General features: G+C 38.5%; 18 protein-coding genes. 8 read left to right on the top strand and 10 right to left on the bottom strand.

What is annotated here, in order from left to right; all coding sequences use genetic code 11:
* The first annotated feature begins 49 nt into the window (after positions 1-49).
* The 4 genes from Q0874_RS16295 to Q0874_RS16280 all read left to right on the top strand — a co-directional run bounded on the left by Q0874_RS16295 (position 50) and on the right by Q0874_RS16280 (position 4,568).
* Positions 50-2,332 carry a M28 family peptidase gene (locus Q0874_RS16295; RefSeq protein WP_299164583.1) on the top strand — a complete coding sequence of 761 codons (2,283 nt, stop codon included), beginning with the start codon at positions 50-52 and terminating at the stop codon, positions 2,330-2,332.
* Positions 2,329-3,135 carry an SDR family oxidoreductase gene (locus Q0874_RS16290; protein WP_299164582.1) on the top strand — a complete coding sequence of 269 codons (807 nt, stop codon included), beginning with the start codon at positions 2,329-2,331 and terminating at the stop codon, positions 3,133-3,135. Before Q0874_RS16295 ends, Q0874_RS16290 begins: the two co-directional genes overlap by 4 nt.
* A gap of 125 nt (positions 3,136-3,260) precedes the next feature.
* Positions 3,261-3,635, top strand: coding sequence for a hypothetical protein (locus tag Q0874_RS16285; RefSeq protein ID WP_299164581.1), 375 nt, complete (start codon positions 3,261-3,263; stop codon positions 3,633-3,635).
* A gap of 228 nt (positions 3,636-3,863) precedes the next feature.
* Positions 3,864-4,568, top strand: a complete 705-nt coding sequence (locus Q0874_RS16280) for a hypothetical protein (protein WP_299164580.1) — start codon at positions 3,864-3,866, stop codon at positions 4,566-4,568.
* Between the two features lie 91 nt (positions 4,569-4,659).
* Here Q0874_RS16280 and Q0874_RS16275 read toward each other — a convergent pair whose 3' ends face one another.
* Complete coding sequence (locus tag Q0874_RS16275) at positions 4,660-5,751, bottom strand: DUF2652 domain-containing protein (protein WP_299164579.1); 1,092 nt, start codon at positions 5,749-5,751, stop codon at positions 4,660-4,662.
* A gap of 134 nt (positions 5,752-5,885) precedes the next feature.
* On the opposite strand from Q0874_RS16275, the gene Q0874_RS16270 reads away from it, so the two are divergent.
* Together Q0874_RS16270 and Q0874_RS16265 are read left to right on the top strand one after the other, a co-directional pair.
* Positions 5,886-9,104 (top strand): hypothetical protein, encoded by a 3,219-nt coding sequence (locus Q0874_RS16270; protein WP_299164578.1) that lies wholly within the window; start codon positions 5,886-5,888, stop codon positions 9,102-9,104.
* Positions 9,105-9,164: 60 nt separating this feature from the next.
* The gene (locus Q0874_RS16265) at positions 9,165-10,466 is read left to right on the top strand and encodes a carbohydrate porin (RefSeq protein ID WP_299164577.1); all 1,302 of its coding nucleotides are present in this window, start codon (positions 9,165-9,167) and stop codon (positions 10,464-10,466) included.
* Between the two features lie 62 nt (positions 10,467-10,528).
* On the opposite strand, the gene treF is transcribed toward Q0874_RS16265, so the two are convergent.
* The 3 genes from treF to Q0874_RS16250 are packed head-to-tail and all read right to left on the bottom strand — an operon-like array spanning position 10,529 to position 13,148.
* Entirely contained in the window at positions 10,529-12,118 is a 1,590-nt protein-coding gene (gene treF, locus Q0874_RS16260; RefSeq protein ID WP_299164576.1) for an alpha,alpha-trehalase TreF, read from the bottom strand.
* Between the two features lie 48 nt (positions 12,119-12,166).
* Complete coding sequence (locus tag Q0874_RS16255; protein ID WP_299164575.1) at positions 12,167-12,661, bottom strand: nuclear transport factor 2 family protein; 495 nt, start codon at positions 12,659-12,661, stop codon at positions 12,167-12,169.
* Complete coding sequence (locus Q0874_RS16250; RefSeq protein WP_299164574.1) at positions 12,654-13,148, bottom strand: hypothetical protein; 495 nt, start codon at positions 13,146-13,148, stop codon at positions 12,654-12,656. The genes Q0874_RS16255 and Q0874_RS16250 overlap by 8 nt, the downstream gene beginning before the upstream one ends.
* A gap of 64 nt (positions 13,149-13,212) precedes the next feature.
* On the opposite strand from Q0874_RS16250, the gene Q0874_RS16245 reads away from it, so the two are divergent.
* Both Q0874_RS16245 and Q0874_RS16240 read left to right on the top strand, forming a co-directional pair.
* Positions 13,213-14,163, top strand: coding sequence for an NAD-dependent epimerase/dehydratase family protein (locus Q0874_RS16245; protein ID WP_299164573.1), 951 nt, complete (start codon positions 13,213-13,215; stop codon positions 14,161-14,163).
* 77 nt (positions 14,164-14,240) lie between these two features.
* Positions 14,241-14,945: a hypothetical protein gene (locus tag Q0874_RS16240; protein ID WP_299164572.1), complete on the top strand. Its 705-nt coding sequence runs from the start codon at positions 14,241-14,243 to the stop codon at positions 14,943-14,945.
* Positions 14,946-14,952: 7 nt separating this feature from the next.
* On the opposite strand, the gene moaC is transcribed toward Q0874_RS16240, so the two are convergent.
* The 6 genes from moaC to Q0874_RS16210 all read right to left on the bottom strand — a co-directional run bounded on the left by moaC (position 14,953) and on the right by Q0874_RS16210 (position 24,755).
* The gene (gene moaC / locus Q0874_RS16235; protein WP_299164571.1) at positions 14,953-15,381 is read right to left on the bottom strand and encodes a cyclic pyranopterin monophosphate synthase MoaC; all 429 of its coding nucleotides are present in this window, start codon (positions 15,379-15,381) and stop codon (positions 14,953-14,955) included.
* Between the two features lie 2 nt (positions 15,382-15,383).
* Positions 15,384-15,827, bottom strand: a complete 444-nt coding sequence (locus tag Q0874_RS16230) for a molybdenum cofactor biosynthesis protein MoaE (protein ID WP_299164570.1) — start codon at positions 15,825-15,827, stop codon at positions 15,384-15,386.
* A 97-nt stretch (positions 15,828-15,924) separates the two neighbouring features.
* Positions 15,925-16,968, bottom strand: coding sequence for an adenylate/guanylate cyclase domain-containing protein (locus Q0874_RS16225; protein WP_299164569.1), 1,044 nt, complete (start codon positions 16,966-16,968; stop codon positions 15,925-15,927).
* Positions 16,965-17,339 (bottom strand): response regulator, encoded by a 375-nt coding sequence (locus Q0874_RS16220; protein WP_299164568.1) that lies wholly within the window; start codon positions 17,337-17,339, stop codon positions 16,965-16,967. The genes Q0874_RS16225 and Q0874_RS16220 overlap by 4 nt, the downstream gene beginning before the upstream one ends.
* A gap of 29 nt (positions 17,340-17,368) precedes the next feature.
* A complete protein-coding gene (locus Q0874_RS16215; protein WP_299164567.1) occupies positions 17,369-19,390 on the bottom strand; it encodes an ATP-binding protein in 2,022 nt (673 codons plus the stop codon).
* A 133-nt stretch (positions 19,391-19,523) separates the two neighbouring features.
* Positions 19,524-24,755 carry an ATP-binding protein gene (locus tag Q0874_RS16210; protein ID WP_299164566.1) on the bottom strand — a complete coding sequence of 1,744 codons (5,232 nt, stop codon included), beginning with the start codon at positions 24,753-24,755 and terminating at the stop codon, positions 19,524-19,526.
* Positions 24,756-25,012 lie beyond the last annotated feature (257 nt).

Below are 25,012 nucleotides of genomic sequence, written 5' to 3'. Positions count from 1 at the left end.
ATGAACTAACCTATTAGAATTTTATACTTTTATCTGACAATTCTATACCATGAAGGCATATGCCCAAATAATTTCCTTTCTGCTGATTCTATTGGCTATTTACCTGAGTTTTGATACTGCAATGCCCACTTATAAAAAGGTTGCAGATCAGTCACTAACCTCTTTTTCTGCAGACAGAGCACTAAAACATGTTGAAACTATCTCCAAACAGCCCCACGGCGTTGGTTTTAAAGCACATGAAACGGTGAAAAAGTATATCATTGATCAATTAACCCTATTAGGCATGGAAGCCTCAGTTCAGAAAGGATATAGCGCCGGAGATTGGGGTAATTTCAGCAAAGCGGAGAATATAATTGCTCGAATAAAAGGTTCTCAGCCGGGAAAAGCCCTTTTGCTGCTCTCACATTATGACAGTAGCCCGCATTCATCTTTGGGTGCAAGTGATGCAGGGAGTGGTGTAGCTACCATTCTGGAAAGTGTCCGGGCATATATAGCCAATGGGACAGTACCTAAAAATGATATAATTATTCTTATCTCTGATGCAGAGGAATTAGGCCTGAATGGTGCGGAGCTATTTGTAAACCATCATCCGTGGGCCAAAGAGGTTGGGTTGGTTTTAAATTTCGAGGCCAGAGGTAGTGGTGGGCAGTCCTATATGCTCATAGAAACCAATAGGGGAAATGGAAAGTTAATTGAGGAATTTACGAAAGCAAATCCTGATTTTCCTGTGGCAAACTCCCTTGCATACAGTATTTACAAATTACTTCCTAATGATACAGATCTTACTGTTTTTAGGGAAGATAGAGATGTTGAGGGTTTTAATTTTGCATTTATAGATGATCATTATGACTATCATACGGTTAAAGATAACTACCAGCGTCTGGACAGAAACTCTTTAGCGCATCAGGGAAGTTATTTGATGCCCCTTTTAGAACATTTCAGTCAGGCCGATCTGAACGATTTGAAGAGTTTAAACGACTTTGTTTATTTTAATGTGCCTTTTTTTAAGTTTATTTCTTACCCATTTGAATGGACATGGTCCATGTTCTTTTTAGCCCTGGCGATGATGCTCGCTTTATTGCTTTACGGTTTTAAAATTAAACGCCTTGATCTAAAGGAAATTGGGAAAGGACTCCTGCCGCTTACAATAGCATTAACTATAAACGGTATTGTGGGCTGGTATAGCTGGTCCGTATTAAAATGGATTTATCCGCAGTATAAAGATATTTTACACGGTTTTACTTACAATGGGCATTACTACATTCTGGCATTTGTATTATTCTCAGTAAGCAGTTGTTTTTGGGTTTACCATAAGTTCAGGAAAATCAGCATTTCAAATCTATTGGTTGCTCCTTTGATCATTTGGCTTGCCATATGCTGGGGATTAACTACCTATTTGCCGGGTGCAAGTTATTTTATTTTACCTCTTTATGCTCTTTTAGGGACATTCCTAATAAGTTTAAATCAGGAGAAGCCTAATATTTATATTTTGATGATTTTAACGGTCCCCGCCCTATGGCTTTACACCCCGTTTATTCAAATGTTCCCCATTGGATTAGGATTAAAAATGATGGTTGCATCTACTGTGCTCACAACACTGACCTTCCTGTTGCTTCTTGCGGTTTTTGCATCCTATAAGAACAAGGAACGTATTGCCTATTTGGCATTCCTGTTATTTATTGGTTTTATGGTTTCTGCCCATCTATATTCAGGTTTTACGAGCGAAAATGCGAAACCTACCAGTCTCTTGTATGTACTTAATACAGATCAAAAAAGAGCGCAATGGGTTACTTATGAAAATGAACTCTCCACATGGACATCTCAATATCTGGGAGAAACTAAAAAAAGGCCGGACAGTCTGGCTTTTATTAAAATAAGCAGTAAATATAGTACCGAATTTACCTATGTGGCCGACGCCCCAATTAAAGAACTTTTACCCCCAAAAATTGAGATTACCCTTGATACGGTTATTGGAAATAAGCGCATGTTTGAGTTATGTATTAGCCCACAACGCGATGTTAATCGTTTGGACGTCTTTACAAACGAGCTAAATATATTAGAAGCAAAAATTAATAATGTTACATTGTCTGACCACTATCTTAGCCATAGAAAAGGAGGTAAGCTAATTACACATTTCATAAGTAATAATGATTTTACGGAAATTCAACTAAGCATTCCTAAAGACGAATATTTAGAGCTAACGTTGTATGAGGCCTCTAATGATCTTCTGGATAATCCCTCATTTTCGATACCCGCAAGACCGGAAGCAACCATTCCTATGCCCTTTGTACTTAATGATGCTGTTTTATTGATTAAAACGATTAAATTTTGAAAAACACCATAGGAATTATCGGATGCGGATGGCTTGGCTTACCACTGGCCAAATCTCTTATACAAGCCGGCTATAATGTACACGGTAGTACTACCAATAAGGACAAACTGGATACCTTAGAGAAGGAAGGAATAAAGCCATTTATAGTCATTTTAGGTGAGGAAGAAATTACAGGCTCAATTATACAATTTCTGGACCAGCTGGATATCCTTATAATAAATGTACCCCCTGGTATCCGGGGTAAGAACAAAGAGAATTATGTTCTCAAAATGACTCATTTGCACAATGCGATAGAAAAATCCAGTGTAAAAAAAATAGTGTTTGTGAGCAGTACTTCAGTCTATGGAGCTGTTGAAGGTGAGGTAACTGAGGATACCCTTCCGATGCCTGTAACTGAATCGGGAAAACAATTAGTGGAGGCTGAAAATATTTTTCTAAACGACAAGTCCCTGCAAACAACCATCCTTAGGTTTGGTGGTCTTATTGGACCCAATAGACACCCCATCACAGTGCTATCTGGTAAAAAAGGACTGAGCAATGGGAATGAACCCGTTAACTTAATACATTTAAATGATTGTATTCATCTGATAAAAACGGTACTGGAAAACAATTGGTGGAATCAAATCTTTAACGGAGTCTACCCGGATCACCCTTTGAAAAGCGACTATTATTCCCACATGGCAGATAAAAATATGCTTCCAAGACCCCAATATCTACAACATAAATCCATAAAAAGTGGAAAAATAATACTAAGTAGGAATTTTCTTAATAAAGACGTTGCCTTTTATACCGGAATAAACTAGCGTTTCACAACAACAATAGCCACTTTTACAACAAAAACATCGATAAAAGGTTAATTTATAGCGTTGATTTTCAACTTTTTATCGATAAGCTGTATCTTTATGTAAACATTAAATCCCTAAATGTCATGGAAAAAACAAAATTAAAGGGGAGGATTTTAATGGAACTGGAAAGTCTCATCTCCCGTAGTTGTTCAAAATGCAAGATGACCAAAAACTTTCAGAGCCTGCACAAGGCTATAGTAAAGAATCATTACAATGCCACAGATGTGTCTATTGATTATCACAGGCACAGAATAGCAATGGATATTGTAATGAATGAAAAGGATTATGATCCTAAAAAAATTAATTTAGGACTGCCTACATTATATACAAACCTGTTTTTTAATAATTTATGTGAATTTCTAAAATCCTGTATAGACAAGGATAACAGGAGCCTTGCATTTTATGCCTGGTTGTTAAATTCTTATACCAAAAAAGAAGAAGAGTTAACCCTGGCATAAGTAGTTCAGAACTAATAACCACCCAATAAAAAGGATGCCCAAAGGCATCCTTTTTTTATACCTCCCAACGAACACCGAAAACGGTCCACTGAAAAAATTAATAAGGAAAGACAGGTCATTTAATAATTGTTATTCATTAAAAAAATCCATCTAATTGACTTTTAAGAGTTTCCTTAGGCAAAGACCAAAAAAAATGTATTAGTTTTGCCGCACGAAATTTATACGATAATGAAGAAGTTTATATTAATTCTTATTACTGGTTTAGGGTGCTTTCACGGCGGTTATTCACAAACCAATACAGAGCTACAAAAACATTTTGAGGCATATTATTTCGAAATGAGAAAACAGTCCGATATAAGCGGTATAATAAATGCACTAACTCATTTGAACGTAATTTCACCTTCCGTTGAAAGGAGAGATACCCTTGCATACGTTTATGCCAATAACAGTCAGCACCTACAGGCTTTAAATACTATTGGGATTGAAAAAAACGATACAGATTCTGATCTTGCAGTCCAGGTAAAAGCCATTTCCTTAAAAGCTTTGAACCAGCCCAAAAGAGCCCTTGAACAGTTTGAGGTTCTATATTCCAGGCAACCCAACGCCTATTTGGCATATGAATTGGCAGATCTCAAGATTCAGACAGGAGATAACACCGGTGCCAATATTGACATTGAATATGGTATTCTTAACTCCAAAGATGATATGAAGTATGCTTTCTATGAAAGACAGCAACCATATGAAGTACCTCTGAAAGCAGCCTTTTATCATTTAAAAGGTCTTGTTCAATACAATATGAATAAGGATGATATAGACCTGGCAATTGCCACCATTGATGAAGCTTTAAAAATTGATCCTAATTTTAATCTGGCCAGCCTAAGTAAACAGGCGCTGGAATCCAGGAAAGCTGAACCTGTAGAAAAACAGAATTGAGTAATGTGGAGAGAATAATATTAAGGCGGGCAATTGTTGTCCGCTTTTTTTATTACAACAATTAGGTATATTCCGTTTTAAGGGTCTCGTACTAGGCGATAACAGTCCGTCGCTCTTCAACCAATTGATCCAATAAATTCAGCGAATTTTCAGTGTTTTTCCTAAAAATCCTTTGGGCAAAAAATGTCATTGCCAGTTTCTTTAAAAAAGATCTTGTTTCCCAATACAATTCTATTTTCAAGTTGCATGAATTATCTGAAATTGGACTTATCGTATAAAATTGATATACTGTATCTGCAACGGGAATACTTTTAGTCATTTCGCCATAGACATATTTTCCCGGTTTAACTTTTTTCTTTACCGCCACAAAGTTCAAATGTTTATTATTTATTACACAGACATGTTCTGAACCTAGTCTGGTAACTTCATTTTCATTATACTCAAATTTATCAACTCCCTTTACCCAAAAATGTCGGTACGAAAGGTTGGTAATATATTCCATAAGAGATTCCGCTGCTATTGAAAAATTTCTGTCTAAAACGATTCCGGGGTTATCTTCCAACACTACTTCCTTAGCAGTGGAATACTCCCCAATATTAAGTTTGTTATTGTCAATAATTGAATAGATATATTCAACCTCTTTTTGGTCATAAATATCTTTCCCCTGTTTAAATCTGAACACTTTGCTGTAATAATAAAAGGGAAGCCCAATATCCGAAGAGAGTTCTTTGCTTATCAGCACATAATTATCACTTTCAACAGAATTCTTTAGTAACCTGTGTGCTTCTATGACCTGTTTCCCAAAAGGTTTTCTATTGCCCTGTACCTCCAGAAATTCTATATCGCCACAATGTGCTACAATTTTTAATTCCAGTTTTGGAGCTGTTGCACAGGCATTACATGGGCATATTCTATTCTTTTCCAAAAGTTTGAGATGCCTCGTAAATGCAGTAAACATGGTTTCAATCTGGGCGAGCAATTTTTCCTGTGAAAGCAGCTCTCCTTCCCGATAGAAAAAAAGGGCATCTCCTTCTACCTCAGCCAGCTGCAGCTCCTCCGTATTGGCCTCTATAAGCACTTCCAACAATTCAGCAATAACATGCTGGCTATGTGCTACTTCAGTGGTCTGCACGAATTTGGTAAAACCCGAAATATCTGGTATGAAAAGTAACGACTTGGCCATGATTAAAAATAATTATCTTCTGAAAATTATTATCTAATAAGTCTTAAAATTACTTCAAACTTTCACGAGGCGCTAAAATTATTTTAACTTCACTATTTTTATATTCTGAACCAGTTATTTTTTACTAAAGGCATATGATAAAAAGAATCTTAAATTATTTGAAGGAAGGGCTATTCTCCATTGTTATTCTGATTGCATTTGCACCAAATCTTCTTAATGCCCAGGTAAATGAAAACATGGACGCACTGCAATGGCGTTTTATTGGACCTATTATTGGGAATCGGGGATCAGTAGTTATAGGACACCCCACGGAACCCAACACATTTTATCACGGGGCCAGCAATGGATTATGGAAAACTGAAGATGCTGGTTTATATTGGGAACCTGTGGGTGATAAAGATTTCAAATATGGTAGTATTGGAGCTATGGAATTTTCCGAATCTAACCCAGCCGTTGCTTATGTTGGCACCGGGGAACCGCAGATGCGTAATAATGTTAGTTGGGGCGATGGCGTTTATAAAACAATAAATAACGGTAAGACCTGGACTAATGTGGGTTTAAAAGAAACCAAACATATTTCACAAGTACGCGTTCATCCTGCCAATCCTGATATTGTCTTTGTTGCTGCTTTTGGTAGTGCTTTTGGGCCTAACCCGGAAAGAGGTGTATTCCGGACGAAAGATGGGGGAAAAACCTGGAAAAAAGTGCTTTATAAAAGTGAAACCGCAGGCGCAATTGATTTGGTGATGAATCCTTCGAATCCAGATGAACTCTTCGCAGTGATCTGGGAATTTGAGCGCAAGGTATGGGGAGCAAAAACCGGTGGCCCTGAATCCGGCTTATGGAAATCCACCGATGGTGGTGATTCTTGGAAAGAAATTACCTATAGCGAAGGCTTACCAGCCGGAGGGCGAGGAAGGGCTGGCGTTACCATGTCGGCAGCCGATCCTAAAAAAGTATATGCATTAGTTGATTCTGAAACCAAACCAGGTTTGTATGTTTCAAATGATCTAGGTGAAAATTGGGGATTTGTTTCCGACTTTTTCCAAATCATAGGACGCCCTTTCTACTACAGTCATATTTATGCGAGCCCACACGATGCCAACGAATTGTGGTCTCCAAACAACCGCATGTTTATGTCCAAAGATGGGGGTAAAACCTGGATTTTAGAGCCTGGTATAAAAGATGATTTTCACGATATTTGGATTTGCCCTAAAGATCCAATGCGCATGATTGGTTCCAATGATGGGGGTTGTCAGGTGAGTATAACAGGAGGCAAAACCTGGTCGGGCCAGCATACTCAAAAAAACTCCCAATTTTATCGTGTAAATGTGGATAATGATTTCCCCTATAATGTATATGGTAGTGGCCAGGATGTTTTAGCCTACAAGGTTCCAAGTGCTTCACGATGGGGAGGGATCTCGGGCTATGAAACAACTATAATTGGTAATGGTGAAGTAAGTAGCGTTATTCCAAATCCGGATGATTTAAACATTGTTTATAATATATCCGTTGGTGCTCCCATGGGCAGTGGCGCTCCTTTTACCGTTAACAACCTGGCAACTGGACAAAATGAAGTGCGATCGGTATGGCCAGTGCCATTGTTTGGATTAAATGGCTACGATCTGAAATATCGTTTTAACTGGGACCTGGCATACTTCTTATCGCCACATGACCCCAAAACCATTTACCTGGGTGGCAATGTGCTATTCAAATCAACCGATGAAGGATTAAATTGGGAGGTTATTAGCCCAGATCTGACGCACAACATTAAAGAACGTCAGAAAATTACCGGAACTCCTTGGTTGTCTGAATACTTCGGACAGGAAATATATAGTACCATTAAACGAATGGATGAATCACCATTGCAAGAAGGTCTGATATGGACAGGTTCAGATGATGGAAAAATATATATCACAAAAGACGGTGGGAAGAACTGGGAAGATATTTCAATAACCGATTGCCCTGAATATTCCCAAGTATATGAAATTGAACCTTCACCACATGATCCCGCTACCGCGTATGTAGCCATATCGAATTTTAATACCTATAACGATTACAGTCCATATCTATATAAAACATCGGATTATGGTAAAACCTGGACAAATTTATCTTCAAATTTCCCTCAAGATCAAATAACAAGAACAGTCCGGGAGGATAAGGAACGTAAAGGTTTACTATTTGCAGGAACAGAAACCGGAATCTACTACTCCTTAAACGATGGCCAAAGTTGGGATAAACTCAAAGCCAATTTACCGGCAGTCCCGGTTGTTGACATAAAGATAAAAGATGCAGATCTGGTCATAGCAACCAACGGTCGTGGTTTCTGGATTATGGATGATATCACGCCATTACGAGAGAGTACGACAGCCATAGCATCCAAGGCGACTCACCTTTATCCCATCACAGATCATACCCGATTTGGATACAACTGGTGGATGGATTATCTGCCAGGTGGTGACCCCGGAGATAAGAAAAACTATTTTGTTCAAAATATGCGTCCCGGCCTAACCTATTACGAATTAGGATTCAAACCTATAAATGGAGAGAGGAAGCGCAAGTTTATCGATGCTGGAGATCCCAAATCACTTGGGCCTGTATTGTATTATAAATTAGCCAAAGAACCCCAAGAAATTACTATAGAAATCCTTGATAAGGATGGAAACGTAATCCGGAACTATAACAAGGAAGTAATGGCGCTGAACTATGGATCAGATGGAAATTTCAATTCAGGACTAAATAAATTTGTTTGGGATATGCGAATTAACCGGGTTACATCAGTACCTAAAAGACCTCCAACTGCAATATCACCAATTGTCCCTCCCGGTGAATACCAGGCCAGACTAACAGTAGATGGCGTTGTTGAAACACAATCATTCAAAGTGTTTATGAATCCAAAAGAGTCATATACTCAGGCACAAGCAGAAGCTAAATATGCATTCTGGATGGAATTGTATAATGCTGCAGAAAGTTCAACACAAAATGTTATTGCTGCGCTCAAAATTAAAGAGGAGATCACTTCAAAAATTGAGGCATTCAAAACCAAAGGAGCTGGTTCCGGTAAAATTAAAAAAGCTGAACGTCAGGCTGAAGTAATTGCCGCTCTGGTATCAAATTATGAAGCCAGGTACGTTTCCACCGGTAGAACTTTGGCCGAAGTAATTAATTTACCTGCAACCATATTATTTAAAATGTCTTTCATGAGTGGAATACTTGATCATTCCGAGGGTCCGGTAACACAAAGTATGAAAACAGAATTTGAACAACTTATTGAAGACTCTAAAACAGTTGATAAAAAATACAATGCTGATATTAAGATAGAATTATCCAGGTTTGATAAAGTATTAAACTAGATAGACTAGAAATAAAATAAGGGAAGTAACTTTCTATTTCCCTTATTTTATATTATTGAAATGAAAAGAAAATTCTTTATTTCTCTTGCGCTCTTAGTGTTTACACTTATCAATGTTTTTGGGCAGAAGATTCCTGATTCAAGCAGTTCTGGGTTTGGAATACTGACCGATTCCACTTATTCGGGATACAAGGGTAAAAACGAATTAGGTGGTCCCACAAGCATAGAGGCTCAGTTAGTATTTGAAAATCAGGTTAAAGAATCTTATTTCAGAATTCCAATTAGGGTTTTCAAGCCCTGGTTTGAAACCAAGGAAAAAATAGTTAATAAAACTGATTTGGAGTTCGGAATAAACTATACCATCGCTTATCTTGGTGCATCAACTGGTATTACAGATTCTAGTCAGACCAGTTCGGGTGGTGGAATATTGGATATTCCTATAAGTTGGTCTCCAATTGGAAAGGAATCAGGAAATACAGGAACTTTTTCAATAAAATTTGAGACAAGACATACCATAGGTACAGGAGTTCCACCAATGTTATTAGGGTTTGAAACAGGTTCAATATTGTTGCCTGCAACAAAGGTTAATAGTTTTTCTTTTCGTATTTCTGAATTTTACTATCAACAAACATTGTTCAAAGAACACCTGAAATTTGCTATTGGAAAACTGGACCCTACTAATTATTTCAATTTTTATGGAATGATTAATCCTTTTACTAATTTCTTTGGTTACGGTTTTTCTTCTTCTCCAACAGCTAATTGGCCCAATCAGGGTATAGGTGCCGTGGTTAGTATTCTCCCTACAACGAAAAAAGATATTTATGTTATGGGGGGTGTTTTTGATGTACTTGGTGATCCTTTTAATGAGGGTGACTTTTTGAATGTCGGCAATCAATTTTTTGAAGGAAATTTATTTAAATCGATTGAAGTAGGGTATATTAAATCATATGCTGAAAGATATTTTAAACGTATAAGCTTAACATACTGGAACTCTGATTCAACAAATGGAATTGATACTGGACAAGGCGTTTCTTTTTCATCACATTGGTATTTCAAAGAGAAATATATTCCATTTTTTAGAGCTGGTTTTTCAAATGGAAAAGGAACTAATACGCTTGCCGAAAAATATGTTGCTTTTGGAAATGGATTCAGATTTAAAAGTCATGATATCTTAAACATTGGATTTAACTGGGCAAAACCAACGGGTGTCCGGGACCAATATTCATTTGAAATATACTATAGATTTAATTTAACTGAACATCTGGCAATCACCCCCGATTTGCAATGGGTAATTAACCCTTCTCTAAATGAGTCCGCCAACAACTTAATTTATTGGGGAATAAGAGGGAGGTTTACACTATAAATAGGGCTAGTCCGGATCTAATTATGTGTCCTATGCAAAGTAGATGCACTAACTACAGAACTTTACTGACCTTCCATTTGGTCCACCAAAGCCTTAAATCCTAATGCCACCCCATTAGTCCAGCCAAATCCATCCTGGGTCTCATATTCGCCACCTCCGGATAGTAAGCTCGTATCCTCCACATTATACTTTTCCATCATCTTACCCGTATTTTCATAGACCCGCTCATTAATTGCCAACCATCTTTTCATTACATCAAGAGCCTCTTCTTTATATCCATAGTTAAGCAACCCATGCACAGCCATCCATTGTAAAGGCGCCCATCCGTTTGGAGCATCCCATTGTTGCCCCGTATTTTTTAAAGTAGTAAGAAGTCCGCCATCTTTTAAAAACTCAGTTATTAGTTTTTCTTTTACTGCTTCAGCCTGTTCTTTAGTAGCAATATTAAAGAACAAAGGATACGTAGCTGCTAATGTAAATTCATCTGTGTTACTTTTCGTTTTAAAGTCAAAATCCATAAAAAATTGTTCCTCTTCAACCCAAAAAGTTTCCTGGATCAATTCTTTCCGCTTCAGTGCCTTTTCCCGATAAAGGGATTCAGCTTGCCTATCCCCTTTTAAACTATAGCCCTTAGCAATTTGATTCTCCATAAAATAAAGCAGGCAGTTCAGGTCTACCGGTAATATATTTGCCGTATTGGTTGACCCAAAGGAACCTTCCTCGGCATACCAACGGCTGCTAAAATCCCAGCCGGAAGTCGCTCCTGCCCTTAAATTGACATAAAGATCAGTTTTCTCTTTTTGAGTTGCAAGATCATCCGCTAAATGATAATCTTCCTTGTAGCTTTCAGGGCGTGGTGTAACACTACTGTCCCAATACCTGTTAAGGAATGAATCATCCCCTACTTTAACTACATACTTGTTAGCCTCATATGGCTCCTCAATAACATCTTTCCCGGCCATCCAAAAATCGTACTCCTTCTCAATCATTGGTAAATATTCTGCTAAAACCATACTGTCTTTACGAGCAAGTGCTGTTGCCATAAGTGTAAAGAAAGGAGGTTGTGAACGGCTTAAATAGTAGTTCCTGGTACCATTGGGAATAAAGCCCAAAGTATCTATTAAATAAGCGAAATTATCAACCATGTTCCTGGCAATCCGTTCCTGATTATCTACTAACAAACCTTCTATAGTGAAATAACTATCCCAATAATAAATTTCCTTAAACCTCCCGCCGGGCACAACGTATTCATAAGGCAAGGATATCCTGGAGGAATAGGGAATTACAGAATCCGGTCCCCTGGTTAATTTGCTCCAGATACTACTAATATGTTCATACATGGTATGGGTTGTATCTGTTTCAAAGCTAAGTGTGGCGGTTGTTTTATCACTAAAATTTTCCTCGACAAATTTTTTCAGATCAAAATCTGTGTTTTGTCTTTCGGCTTCATACTTCTTGTTCAGCGTGTAATAAGATTCTTTAGGCACCAGATCTACAAAAGTCTTGGAATCTTCAAATAAGCCTTGTAATTGCACATCTTTAAATAAGGCTGAGGAATAATAGTCTGTTTGCTTCTCCTGGGGTTCCGTCCTGCAACCCACAAAAACTATAAAAAGTAATATTAAAGAGAGAAGGTTTCTGTTCATTTTCATAACATTATAATTTATACCGAATCGCTCCAAAGGCAATACCACTTTTTATTAGCGAAGTTTTTTATTTACTATGAATAAGCTGTCTTTTTCCTTTTTTATTGCACTAACTACATCTACGTCTTCATTAGGAATGGTTATGGAAAGCACATAGTGCTTTATTCTCCATTTGCCATCTTCCTTTTGAAGTACTCCGGAGCCTCTGCAAATTTCCATGCGGGTATCCAATAATTCATCGAACCAGGCAAAATTTCCAGATTCATTCATGTAAATATTTCGTTCTATAGTAGTAAAGCTCCATGCCTTTCCACGATCAAAATAAGGTTTTGAAAATGCCCTGAAATCATCATTTTGCCAATTTTCTGAGGCATCGGTTCCTATAAAAACTCCGTCCTCGGCAAGGATCCCAAAATACGTGTCAAAATCGGCTTCAGATGCCGCCTTATGCCATTTATTAATCAGTTCATTTACTTCCATCTTAGGCTCTTCCTGGGCAATCAATTGCCCGGCACATAACATTAGGGTAATTACTAAAAGCTTATTCATCTAAAATCATTTTTGAGTCAAAATTATAATTTACCATCACATTAAATTGATTGCGCAGATTGTTAAATGCATTGACCATTTCTATAGTTGGCTCCAATGGATCCTTGCGGTATTCAAGAGTTGCCTTTACCTTTAAAACATAGGTTTTAAACACTTTTTGCCGGCTTTTTACCTGTGGTATATCAAAAATTTCAGGGTAATTGGAAACCGCCAGTGCATTTTGTTTCTCTATAAACTCATCAATAAGAAGAATAAGTTCTTCATTATTCTCAACAGCGTAAAGTCCATCAAAAGCGATATCCAGATCATTAAACTCGGCCCAAGTCTCCAGAATTGCTTTGGCTCCGCTATTCAATACTGACTTTTTGGGGAGTTTTTGCACATCAAATTCAAGCTCGTCCGGACTAATACTTTGCTCAGTCCCTTGAGTGTTGCCACAGGAAAACAAGAGTAAGAATGTTATCCCAAAAACAAACAATTTTCTCATAAGGCGAATGTACAAATTTTAATAAAAGCTATCTTTACCAAGGAATTATATTTACTCCCTGTTTATGCAAAAATCCATCCTTATTTTAGGAGCCTGCGGGCAGATTGGTACAGAACTCACCCTGGCCTTACGAGAATTATACGGAAATGAACAAGTTGTTGCCAGTGATATTCGTGAGGGCGCTGATAGTTTGATGAACTCCGGACCATTTGAATTACTTGATGCTACCAATTATGAAGCTATAGAGGATGTCATAATGTATCATGAAATTGAGGAAGTATATTTAATGGCCGCTATGTTGAGTGCAACAGCAGAGAAATTTCCTGAAAGGGCATGGAATTTAAATATGAATTCACTTTTTAACGTACTAAACCTGGCCAAAGAAAGAAAAATTGAAAAAGTTTTCTGGCCATCGAGTATAGCAGTATTTGGTCCAAACACACCAAAAGACAATACTCCTCAAAGTACCATAATGGAACCCAGCACTGTTTACGGCATAAGCAAGCAATCCGGTGAAAGATGGTGTTCCTATTACTACCATAAATTTGGGGTCGATGTGAGAAGCGTAAGGTACCCGGGATTAATTAGTTGGAAAACACTTCCCGGAGGAGGCACTACGGATTATGCTATTGAAATTTATCACGAGGCCCTTGAGAAGGGTACCTATACTTGTTTTCTGAATGAGGATGTAAAACTTCCCATGATGTTTATGGACGATGCCATTAGGGCTACCATAAAACTTATGGATTGTAATCCTGAAAAAATATCCGTGAGATCCTCGTATAATCTGGCGGCAATGAGTTTTTCACCAGCCGATATCAGCGCTAGTATAAAAAAACACATCCCAAATTTCAAAGTATCCTATAGTCCTGATTTCAGACAGAGTATAGCAGAAACATGGCCGAGCAGTATTGATGATTCTAAGGCAAAAGAAGATTGGGGATGGGAGTCAAAGTTTGACCTTGAAAATACTACGGTAGAAATGTTAAAGCATCTGCCTTCCCAAAATCTTTAGCTTTTTTTAGCTATTTTATACAAACTGCTCATTACAAAGGAATTATCTTTATTTTTAAATCTTTAAAAGCATAAATTATGAAATGGATTCTTCTTCTCTTTTCGGTATTTTATTTGGTAAATATGCAGGCTCAGATCTCTCCCGGGGTTTATCATGCACAGGACAGTGTTAATGGGCTCAACCTTACTCATGAATTAAAAATAGACAACACTTATTTTATTCATACCATTTATACTAAATCGCCTGCAGGGTTTGTTAAGACCATTGGTGGTTTTTATAAATTTGAGAATGATGTCTTAGCTGTAAAACTTGAATTTAATTCTAATTATGAAGAGGATACTGCCACCTCTGTTGAATTACCTGTAGAAATTGTTGAAGGAGGTTTGGTATTCGTTGGGGATAACAACTTATTCTTTAAGAAAGACCCTGAATTCAAGCAGCCATTGGATGGCAAGTGGCTTTTTGGAACCCGTGGCCCCGATGAAGGACAGGAAAGACGTGGAGAAAGTAATTCGCGAAAAACCATGAAGTTTTTATCGGATGGATATTTTCAATGGATTGCTTATGATACGGAAACTTTTAAATTTTCCGGTACGGGAGGCGGAACATATACTTCAAAGGATGGGGTTTATTCTGAAAACATCCAATTTTTTTCACGGGATAATACCAGGGTAGGCGCACAACTTAATTTCACTTATGAAATAAAAGCCGATGACTGGCATCATAAAGGGAAAAACAGCAAAGGAGGACCAATGTATGAGATCTGGGCAGTAAGAAAATAAACGCTTTCTAAGTATTTTTTATATCAGATTTACCACCCGTTTTTTGGAGTAGTTTTATAGAACTTATTTCAACTCCTTTGTCTATTGGCTTAAGCATATCATACATATTAAGGGCCACTATACTAGCCCCGTGCATGGCTTCGACCTCAACACCTGTTTTATAATTAGTTTTTACGGTGATCACTATTTTGATCTGATGCCCTTCTACTTCATAAACTATGTCTGTATACTCTATTGGTAGCGGGTGACAGTCGGGTAACAGGTCAGAGGTCTTCTTAACCCCCAATAATCCTGCCGCCTTGCTCATGGCAAATACATCGCCTTTGGGTACCGTTTTGTTGAGAATGGCCTCTATGGTATTTTTAGAACTTACATGAACAATTGCCTGGGCAATAGCAGTTCTAAGTGTATTTTTTTTATGTGTAATATCTACCATCTTTAGCTATTTACTTTCCACTGGTAGGAATCATCCTCAAATAATTCTTTTCCAAAAACAGGAACCTGCTTTTTAATTTCCTCAACAACCTCATGCAAAGCTTCAAACACCTCTTTTCGGTGAGGCGAAGAAACGAATACAAATAAGCATATTTCACCGGTCTTAACAATACCTGTGCTGTGGTAAATATGCATGCAGCTTAAGTCAAAGCGCTTAAAGGCAGCCTCCCTGATCTCGTGAAATTTTAGGTTTGCCATTTCTTCATAAGCAGAATACTCAATGGCCTCAACCTTTTTTCCTTCTATTTCGTCTGCCCGCACCTGTCCCAAAAATATATCATGCGCACCAATCTGAGTTTTTGTTTGGTGTTTCGCAATAGACTTAGCTATAAATTCAGGAGTTATTGCTCCTTGTATAAATACGTTTTTGACCTGTGGTTTTTCCATAAAGAATATTACTTTGGCGCTAAGGTAAAGAAGATTTAGGAAACTCAAATCATCCTTTATGTCTGTCGATTAAACCAATCTTATTTAATTTTATATGTTATTCCAGAACTTCATAGACAGTAACCGGGGCTGCTATATTTTTCATGCTGATACTACCCACTTTTTTGCAGTGAAAAGATTCCTTCACCCCCTCATAACAACTCTCGCAAATAATGATTTGATTTTCTCCGGCAGCATCCTGTAATCGGGCTGCAGTATTTACGGTATCCCCAATTACCGTATAGTCTAACCTTTTTAAACTCGATGATCCAATGTTCCCGGAGACCATCTCGCCGCTTTTGATGCCGATAGATACTTTCGGAGTATAATTCGAAATTCCTTTGGGTTCAGGAAGGTTACTGATTTTTTGACGTACAGCTAAAGCGACATCAATGGCCCGATCTAAATGATATTCCCCTCTAAACACAGCCATAATGGCATCGCCGATAAACTTGTCTACATATCCTTCCTGGGCAATAATTTCCTTCACCATAATATCGAAGTAAGTGTTCAGCATATTCACCACCACATCGGCCGGGGTGCTCTCACTGATAGCCGTAAAGCCGCAAACATCTATGAACATCACTGTGGCCTCAATATTTTCATTGGCCATAATTGTAGATTCATATTCCTTACTGCCCATAAAGTTTAGTACATTTTCATCCACATACATTTTTAGAATATTGTTTTCCTTAACGGCTTTTAGTGTGTCTTTGATTTGCCTGGCATATTTTAAAGTCTTTTCCATAGTTATAGTAAGATCTTCAAAATTGATGGGTTTGGTAATAAAATCAAAAGCACCACGGTTCATCGCCGTACGAATGTTTTCCATATCCCCATAGGCCGAAACTATCACCGATTTAAGGAGCGGGTTTAATTCGTTGAGTTTAGAAAGTAGGGTAAGCCCGTCCATTTCGGGCATATTGATGTCACTTAGGACAATATCCATATCGGGTTCGATCTGGAGTTTATCAAGGGCATCCTTTCCATTGATGGCAAATACAAATTGATACTCGTTTTGCCGTATTTGTTTTCGAAATTTTTGTTTGATGAGCACCTCAAGATCAGTCTCATCATCCACTACCAGTATTTTTGACGTCATAATATTGCTTTCAATTTTTCTTTTAAGATATCAAATTCCAAGGGTTTGGTCAAAAAATCATCCGCACCCAAGCGAGCGGCGGTATCTCGGTTGTCCTGGTCGCCATAGGCAGTGATCATCATAACCGTTGGGGGCGGTTTATCATAGTCTTTTCGAATTTTTTCCAAGAGCTCCAACCCGCTCATTCCGGGCATGTTGATATCAGACAAAATCAACACCGCCTTATGCTCCATTTCCCGCAAAGTATGCAGTGCTTCCTCACCAGAAAAGGCAAAAACAAAAGACATAATTCCATTTCGTATTTCCTTTCGGAATCGTTGCTGAAATAGCAATTGTACGTCTCGTTCGTCGTCTACTACTAAAATTTTCATAGGTCTTATGGTATATTGATTATTTGCATTTATTTTTTAGGTTTCTTGTTTTCCTTAATAATGGGTAAGGCCACGGTAAAGGTAGTGCCTTCTCCTTCTTTGGAAGCTACCTTTAATACGCCCCCATGCCCTTTGGTCACAATGTCATGGCTCATGCTCAGGCCCAAACCGGTTCCCTGCCCGGTGGGCTTGGTGGTAAAAAAAGGCTGAAAGATCTTTTTCTTAACCGAATCGGGAATACCGTTGCCATTATCCTCTACAGAAACAATAAATTTATCACTTTCTTTTTTTGTAGATACGGTTACCGTTGGTTCATATTTTGTATCCTCTGCCCGCGCGTCGCCTGAAGCTTCGGCGGAGGTGGCCTTTTCATTGACCGCATAAAATGCATTAGTAATTAAATTCAAGACCACCCTGCCAATGTCTTGGGGAATGATATTGATTTTGCCAATTGTTTTATCAAAATCCGTTTTCATTGTGGCGTTGAACGAATTGTCCTTCGCCCTCAATCCGTGGTAAGCCAGCCGCAGATATTCATCGGCCAGTGCATTGATATCGGTAGGTTCTTTTACCCCACTACTACTATGGCTATGCTGTAACATGCCCTTAACAATGGCATCGGCGCGTTTGCCATGGAAATTAATTTTTTGTTCATTCTCCCTAATATCTTTTGCAATTATTTTTACTTCATCAAGATTTCCTTTGTCAACTTCTTCGCCTAATTCATCAATCAATTCACTATTTACTTCGGAGAAATTATTCACAAAGTTCAAAGGATTTTGGATCTCATGGGCAATACCCGCCGTAAGCTCACCCAATGACGCCATTTTTTCGGATTGGATAAGTTGTGATTGAGTATTTTTGAGTTCGCTATACGCTTTTTCAATTTTAGATTTGGCTTTTTGTTTTTCCAGAGTGTTGTGCCACAATATTCCTATAATCAACAATAGAACAAGTAGTCCTGCAATGAATACATAAAGTTGTAAGCGGCTTTTAAATTTGTTCTGTGCAGAAATTAATTCCTGCTGTTTTAATTTTTCATTAAAACCAATATTCTGCACCGCACGATCTTTATCCCTGCTGAAAATACTGTCTTTTACATGATGAAAATATTCAGTGTATTTAAGTGTACTGTCTATATTTCCTTTTAGTTTATATGCTTGCGCAATGTTATTTATTGAATTGAGCCAATAATGTGTTTCTCTTCCGGGATCAGAAGATTCGTTAACCATTTTGGCGTAATAAATAACAGAATCCAATTCTTTAGTGTTTTTAAATAAGGTTGACATACCGCTGTATATCTGTAAAGTATCGTGGAATGTTTCATTTTGTATTGCAAGCGGAATTGCCGAGCGAAAAGTAGCTAGTGCAAGCTTATAATCCCCTTTCAGGTTTTGTATGGTTCCAAGCATGTAGATTGGAAAATTCCATTTTGAGCCATTAAAAAGTTCATTTTGATTGATTGATTTTTGAATATAAAATTCTGCGGAATCTAATTGATTCATTTGTATATATGTTTCGGCAATTTCAGCTAAAGCCAACGGGTTAAGCCGGTGGCCCTCGAAGGTAAAAGCCCTGCCCACAACATTATTAGATTCTGCTGTTTGCTGGCCGGCAAAGGCATGCATTAAAGCGTTTTTGTAATCTCCAATATACCTATACCAACCCTGCAAATTTAAATGCGCTTCAGCAACACCTGTAGTATAATTAATATCACCGTAAATCTTCAGGGCATCAAATAAATTTTGTATGCCTGTACTATAATCATTTAAAAAAAATCTATTTATGCCGCCAATTTGAAGAAAACAATCTGCTTCCCCCTTCCTGTAATTTATTTTTTGCGCCAGCAATAATCCTTGATGTACATATTTGAAAGCAGAATCAACCTGTGTTTGTTGTCTGCTTAAATAAACCAAGGCATTCACTTGAATGGTATCTTGTTTTTGCAGATTTATTATCGTTTTTAAACTATCGACAATAGGCTGGTTTTGTGCAGCGATAGTAGTAATGATAAATAAGCATAGTAGTATCGTTATTTTGCTTTTCGTCATTTGGTAAACTATTTTATGTTACAAGGGCAAATAAATATTCAATGCTGATCCTTCGTTTTCCTTTTTTCCACCTTCATCCCGATAGCTTCTCCTTCGTAATACTGTGGAGAAGGAGCTATCGGGCCCCCCAGACCTATGCCGGCAAAATAATAGTAAATTCCGTACCTTCATTTTCCTTGGTTTTGACATTGAGTTCCCCTCCATGCGCCTTTACAATATCATAAGATAAGGATAATCCCAATCCAGTTCCCTGACCGGTGGGCTTGGTGGTAAAGAAAGGTTGAAAGATCTTATCCAGTACCTTTTGCGGTATCCCTTTACCATTGTCCTTTACTGAAATCAAAACCCGATTCCCGGTTTTTTTTGTACTGACGTAAACGGTGGGTTCATAACCTTCCGGTTGTTGTAGTTTTCTCTCAGATACCGCATAAAATGCATTGGTAATTAAATTCAAAACCACTCTTCCAATATCCTGGGGTACTATATTGATTTGGCCAATGCTTTCATCAAACTCAGATTTCATAGTGGCGTTGAACGTTTTGTCCTTGGCCCTTAAACCATGATAGGCCAGCCGTAAATATTCATCGGCCAGCACATTGATATCTGTAAGTTCTTTTTGCCCACTACTGCTGCGGCTGTGCTGCAGCATACCTTTAACTATCCCATCGGCCCTTTTGCCATGGTGGGTGATCTTATCCAGGTTCTGTTTAACATCCTCTGCGATGGCTATGGCTTCCTTAAGATCTCCTTTCGCCAATTCCTCCTGCATCTCTTCAATGAGTTCAACACTTACCTCCGAGAAATTATTGACAAAGTTCAATGGGTTCTGGATCTCGTGTGCAATCCCTGCAGTAAGTTCTCCCAGTGATGCCATCTTTTCAGATTGTACTAATTGTTGTTGGGTTTGTTTTAAGTCGGTCAGTGTTTTTTCTACCTGCAGTTTGGCCTCCTCCAGCTTATTAAAGTCTTCGTAGCGAGCGTATGCCGTAGAAAAAGCGTCCGCTATTGATTGCACCAGGTGCAGGCTGTCCTCGTCTAATTCAGTGGTGTTCCCCACATATAATATCCCCTGTAAAAACGGAACGTAATGCAGGTATAGGCCATCCTTGGGCACAGTGCTCAAATATTGTTTTCGAGTGGCAATCTGACCTTCCTTTACCAGGGTATCTGCCAATTCTGAAAACCCTTCATTGTCCCAATGAATAATCTGAATCCTCTTTGAACGCCAGTTTTCTATGGCATCGATAAAAGGACTTGAATCATAAGGTAAATGAAAAGCGGCAATGGCTTTGCCATCGGGTTTTGAAAGAAAAGTATGAATCTGTTCTTGCTGTTCATCAAAAATAAAAACACCACATCGTACAAAGGGGACGCCTAATGTGGTGAGCTCATTCCAAATTAATGGGGTGATCCTTTCCAAATCACCTGTTGTTCTCATGGACGCAATCTCCGCACGAACACGGTCTACGGATGAGCGCCTATTTGCATCAAGGGCATTGGCCTCTGCCTTTTGCAATTCTATATAGCGCCTAAAGGTAAGATCCATTATGCCGTTAAAACGTTGCATTATAGCTATTTCTGCTTCTGTAAAGGATTCATGAGACCAGCCATAAAAAACGCCTTCAGAGAATGGAAGGAAGCATCCATACTGAATATTACCCTCAATGTGGGTGGCAGGCACCTTATATTGCGATTCAATTTGTTCATAAAAGTGTTTTAACAAATCGCCTTTTAATATTGGGTAATAGTCCTTATTGTTTATCCAACTTGTATAAACTTTTGATAAAACAGGATGATCTTTAAGTACGGCTTTACCAACTAATGAAAGACCAACTCCATCATCTTTAGATGTAGCGGCATACAATTCCACATCCCTGTTTTCTTTGCTAAGTAATCCCACCCCGCTTCTGAAGGTTTTGATCCCCAAATTCTTTAATTCACTAAATACAACACTTGCGGTAGCCACAAGATCGTTACTGTGATGCATGGCCATGGCCTTACCCCGGACTTTTTCCAGGGCAGCCTCGATCTGTGCTTCCCGAGCCTGGGCTTCTGCTTTTTGAAGATCGAGAAAACGGGTATAGGTTTGGTCAAAAACCTTGGCAAAACGGATCAATAACTGCATAATCTCATCTGCAACAGGTTCATTTGTAGTACAAAGAAGCATCCCTCTGGAGAAAAAAGCAGCCTGTTGCACTCGTCTCCCTTTAATATGGGAATCGTCGATATACATCTTCATGTCTTCTTTTATATAACGCACCCAGTCCTTAAGTTTTTGGCCCGACAAGTCCACCACTACAGCATCTTTACCTTCTTTCCAGGCTTTGTGCATTTTAGTCATGGTTGTGGCTTCATCTAACGGCCCGCTATGTTTATGATCTAGCTGACTACCAATTTGATCCGTAGCCCATAATTCTATGATGTTTTCTTCTTCCCTAATGATCCCAATACTAATCCTGTCTGGCATATTGCCCAATAAAGCAAATTGTTCGAAGAGCACCTGTGCTGTTACAGGAAGATCCTCACTCTTATGCATAGCCATAGAACTGGCTCGTACCCTTTCTAAAGCTGCTTCTATTTGAGCTTCCCGGGCTTGCTCTTCCGTTTTTTTCAGGTCGGAAAATCTCCTGTATGCCATGTCAAAAACACCTGCCGCACGTTTTTGAAGTTCCCTGGACTCTTCGGAAGGTGGGTCATTGGAAATCATTAACAAGGAACCGCCTGAAAAATTCGAATAATGATAATACAATACGTCTGGAACAATGATGGCTCCATTTTCGTCGTAGTCTATCACATTGATGTCCAGGCTTTCCAATTCCTTATACCATTCCCTTAACATTTCGCCTTTGGCGACAATGGTGTATTCTGTTTCCCCGGATTTATATTTTGCTATTGTCTCCCTAATATAGGCGGTTGATTTCTTATCTACCCTGGCTTCATTGGAAATAATTTCATCCTCAGGTGAATTCGGATTCCTGTAAGAATACCAGGCAAGAATCTTGTCTTTATCTTCTTCGTAAAGATGTATAATAGAAGACTCCAGGGCCGCCTGGCCCAAATTCGCCATTTGGTCCCTCAAAACATTAGCCACCTCCAACAAGTCATCCGAGGATCGCATGGCCATCGCACTGGCTCTTACCCTTTCCAATCCCGCCTCAATCTGCGCCTCCCTTACTTGTTCCTCTGCTTTTTGGAGATCTAAATATCTTCTATAGGTTTGTCCAAAAACATTTGTAAATCTATTCAATACATTAGTGGCTTCTTCTGAAATTGGGTTCTCTGTAAAGGCAAAAAGAATACCCGAAGAATAAAAGAAACTATTGTGGTATACTTTTTTCGGCAGTGTTTTTAAATCTGCATTAAATGGATATTCGGGTTCTTTATTAAGTGCCGTATAATATTTAATAACGTCTTGACCAATAAAATCGTAGGAATAGCCTTTCTTTTTACTTTTCCATGCTTTCTTAAGACCTACCAACATGGGATGTATGGTCATATTTAACATCCCCATTTTTAAATCAACTTTACCGCTGGGTGAATAATTTGCAGACCATGTTTCCATACGCTCAGTTCCTTCAAGAATCCCTATTCCGCATCGAATAGATTGGTCAAGACCCAATTTCATCACTTCATCAAATAAAGTAATTACGGTAGCCCCTACATCCTCACTGTTATGCATCGCCATTGTCTTAGATCGTACACGTTCCAGGGCGGCTTCAATTTGTGCTTCCCGTGCCTGGGCTTCTGCTTTTTGAAGATCGAGGAAACGGGTATAGGTCTGTTGGAATACCTTTCCAAAGCGCATAAGCGTTTTATTCTCTTCATCCGTATAAGGAATCCCCGAAAAATTTTCGATGTACAGACCAATATTATCCAGCAACACAGTAGATATGGCAAGGCCGGAAGCACTGAAATAATATTCCTTTGCTTCTTCCGACAAACCTTCAACTAACTTAAAAAGATCCTCATAAAATCTGTTTTTTTCTTCAAAATCAAGATGGTTGGCAAAGAAATTCAATCCCTTTTCTTTTGCTTCCTTAAAACTGTTCCAATGCGCACAATCAAAATAAGGCAAGGTTATCTGGGTTTGAATCTCCTGCTGGTCAGCCAGCCAGATGATCATATCATCACTTGTTTTATAATCGATAATAAACCCGGTATGTTCAATTTGGAAATTTAAGTGAACGAATTGTTCATATACCACCTGGATTACCTCTTTGAGCTCTTCACTTTTTTGCATAGCCATGGTTCGGCTTCTCACCCTTTCCAATGCCGTTTCGATCTGTGCTTCCCTGGCCTGGGCTTCTGCTTGTTTCAGATCATTAAACCGGGTATAAGTGAGGTCAAACACTTTCCCAAAACGACCCAGAATATCAAGGCTCTCATCTGATAAAGGTTCTTCACCAACAGTTTGTAAGCCTCCAAAATTGCTAAACGTGAAAGAAGCAACATATTGTTTTGTTGCACGCATCTCTTTCTGTACGGCTTCAGGTACTCTTCTGAATTCTGTTTCATTAAATAAATAGGTGTCATAGATTTCTTTTTCAGCCCCTTTTAAAACAAAAACCCATTTATCCTTTTTTTCTTTCCACGCCTTAAACATTTCATGATGAAAGCGATAGTCTTCGAACAACATGTGATAAGATTCAGGCGCCTTCCCTATCTCCGGATTTGCTCCCCAAACCATATTTGACATGGAGGGCTCGTCGATAATATTGATCATACACCAGGAAAGGGCTAAATCAAGTTTTGTTAATTCTTTAAAAACAGTATCTACCAATTCAGATAACTCATCGGAGTTCTGCATGGCCATGGCCTTAGACCGAACCCTTTCCACAGAGGCCTCTATTTCGAGTTCCCGATTTTTTTGTTCTAGTTCTATGGTTCTCCTTTTGATGGCGTCGCGCAGTTCCTGGTTCTCTTTACTGATTTGTTCAGCACCCAAAGTTTCCCCTTGTTGGGCCTTGGAATCGGGCATGGAGAAATGCTGATAAATGAAGCGCCATCCATTGTTTTTTTTTCGGAGTACAGAGGTAAACCGGAATCTTCCATAATAACTCCAGTCAGACCCAATAAGGAACCAGGCATCAAATACTTCGGTTACAAACACGAGCCCTTCAAAATATTCAATGGTTCTGACGGTGTTTTTTAGGTCGGTTTTTCCAGCCAGCTGATCTGCTGTTGCCTTAAAAAATTTAGTGGTGTCTTTTCTGTTTAAAAATTCCTCATTATTGGTAGAACCAATAAAATGGTATTCGTCATCAAGATAAAAATCATAGGTTTTTACATCACCGTTTAAATAGCTGTTTAACCAGGTATCATATACCTGGATTACTTCATTTTTATCTTTTTGGGTCAATTTCATCAATTATGATTCAAAGGAATAGATATGACAAATTCCGATACCCGAATTTCTTTGGTGCTCAACTTCAAATCCCTGCCATGCCTTTTGGTAAGTAATAAGTTTCATTAAAACTTGGCTGCATAGGTCTTTACTAGCCTGTTCAAAGGCTGAAAAGATGGTAAATTTAAAAGCACCTGCAACAGACTACTCCCTGTTTACTAATATACTTAAGATTTTGGAAACTGCGAGCTAATAAAGAAGATAGTAGCCACACCAGG

Source organism: uncultured Eudoraea sp. (assembly GCF_947490415.1).
Classification (GTDB): domain Bacteria; phylum Bacteroidota; class Bacteroidia; order Flavobacteriales; family Flavobacteriaceae; genus Eudoraea.
This window is presented reverse-complemented; position numbering and strand designations above follow the sequence as displayed.

What these genes read in the sequence shown, in the direction of transcription:
- Q0874_RS16295 (WP_299164583.1), top strand. Translation starts at nt 50, where the DNA reads ATGAAGGCATATGCCCAAATAATTTCCTTTCTGCTGATTCTATTGGCT.
- Q0874_RS16285 (WP_299164581.1), top strand. Translation starts at nt 3,261, where the DNA reads ATGGAAAAAACAAAATTAAAGGGGAGGATTTTAATGGAACTGGAAAGT.
- Q0874_RS16280 (WP_299164580.1), top strand. Translation starts at nt 3,864, where the DNA reads ATGAAGAAGTTTATATTAATTCTTATTACTGGTTTAGGGTGCTTTCAC.
- Q0874_RS16275 (WP_299164579.1), bottom strand. Translation starts at nt 5,751, where the DNA reads ATGGCCAAGTCGTTACTTTTCATACCAGATATTTCGGGTTTTACCAAA.
- Q0874_RS16270 (WP_299164578.1), top strand. Translation starts at nt 5,886, where the DNA reads ATGATAAAAAGAATCTTAAATTATTTGAAGGAAGGGCTATTCTCCATT.
- Q0874_RS16265 (WP_299164577.1), top strand. Translation starts at nt 9,165, where the DNA reads ATGAAAAGAAAATTCTTTATTTCTCTTGCGCTCTTAGTGTTTACACTT.
- treF (WP_299164576.1), bottom strand. Translation starts at nt 12,118, where the DNA reads ATGAAAATGAACAGAAACCTTCTCTCTTTAATATTACTTTTTATAGTT.
- Q0874_RS16255 (WP_299164575.1), bottom strand. Translation starts at nt 12,661, where the DNA reads ATGAATAAGCTTTTAGTAATTACCCTAATGTTATGTGCCGGGCAATTG.
- Q0874_RS16250 (WP_299164574.1), bottom strand. Translation starts at nt 13,148, where the DNA reads ATGAGAAAATTGTTTGTTTTTGGGATAACATTCTTACTCTTGTTTTCC.
- Q0874_RS16245 (WP_299164573.1), top strand. Translation starts at nt 13,213, where the DNA reads ATGCAAAAATCCATCCTTATTTTAGGAGCCTGCGGGCAGATTGGTACA.
- Q0874_RS16240 (WP_299164572.1), top strand. Translation starts at nt 14,241, where the DNA reads ATGAAATGGATTCTTCTTCTCTTTTCGGTATTTTATTTGGTAAATATG.
- moaC (WP_299164571.1), bottom strand. Translation starts at nt 15,381, where the DNA reads ATGGTAGATATTACACATAAAAAAAATACACTTAGAACTGCTATTGCC.
- Q0874_RS16230 (WP_299164570.1), bottom strand. Translation starts at nt 15,827, where the DNA reads ATGGAAAAACCACAGGTCAAAAACGTATTTATACAAGGAGCAATAACT.
- Q0874_RS16225 (WP_299164569.1), bottom strand. Translation starts at nt 16,968, where the DNA reads ATGACGTCAAAAATACTGGTAGTGGATGATGAGACTGATCTTGAGGTG.
- Q0874_RS16220 (WP_299164568.1), bottom strand. Translation starts at nt 17,339, where the DNA reads ATGAAAATTTTAGTAGTAGACGACGAACGAGACGTACAATTGCTATTT.
- Q0874_RS16215 (WP_299164567.1), bottom strand. Translation starts at nt 19,390, where the DNA reads ATGACGAAAAGCAAAATAACGATACTACTATGCTTATTTATCATTACT.
- Q0874_RS16210 (WP_299164566.1), bottom strand. Translation starts at nt 24,755, where the DNA reads ATGAAATTGACCCAAAAAGATAAAAATGAAGTAATCCAGGTATATGAT.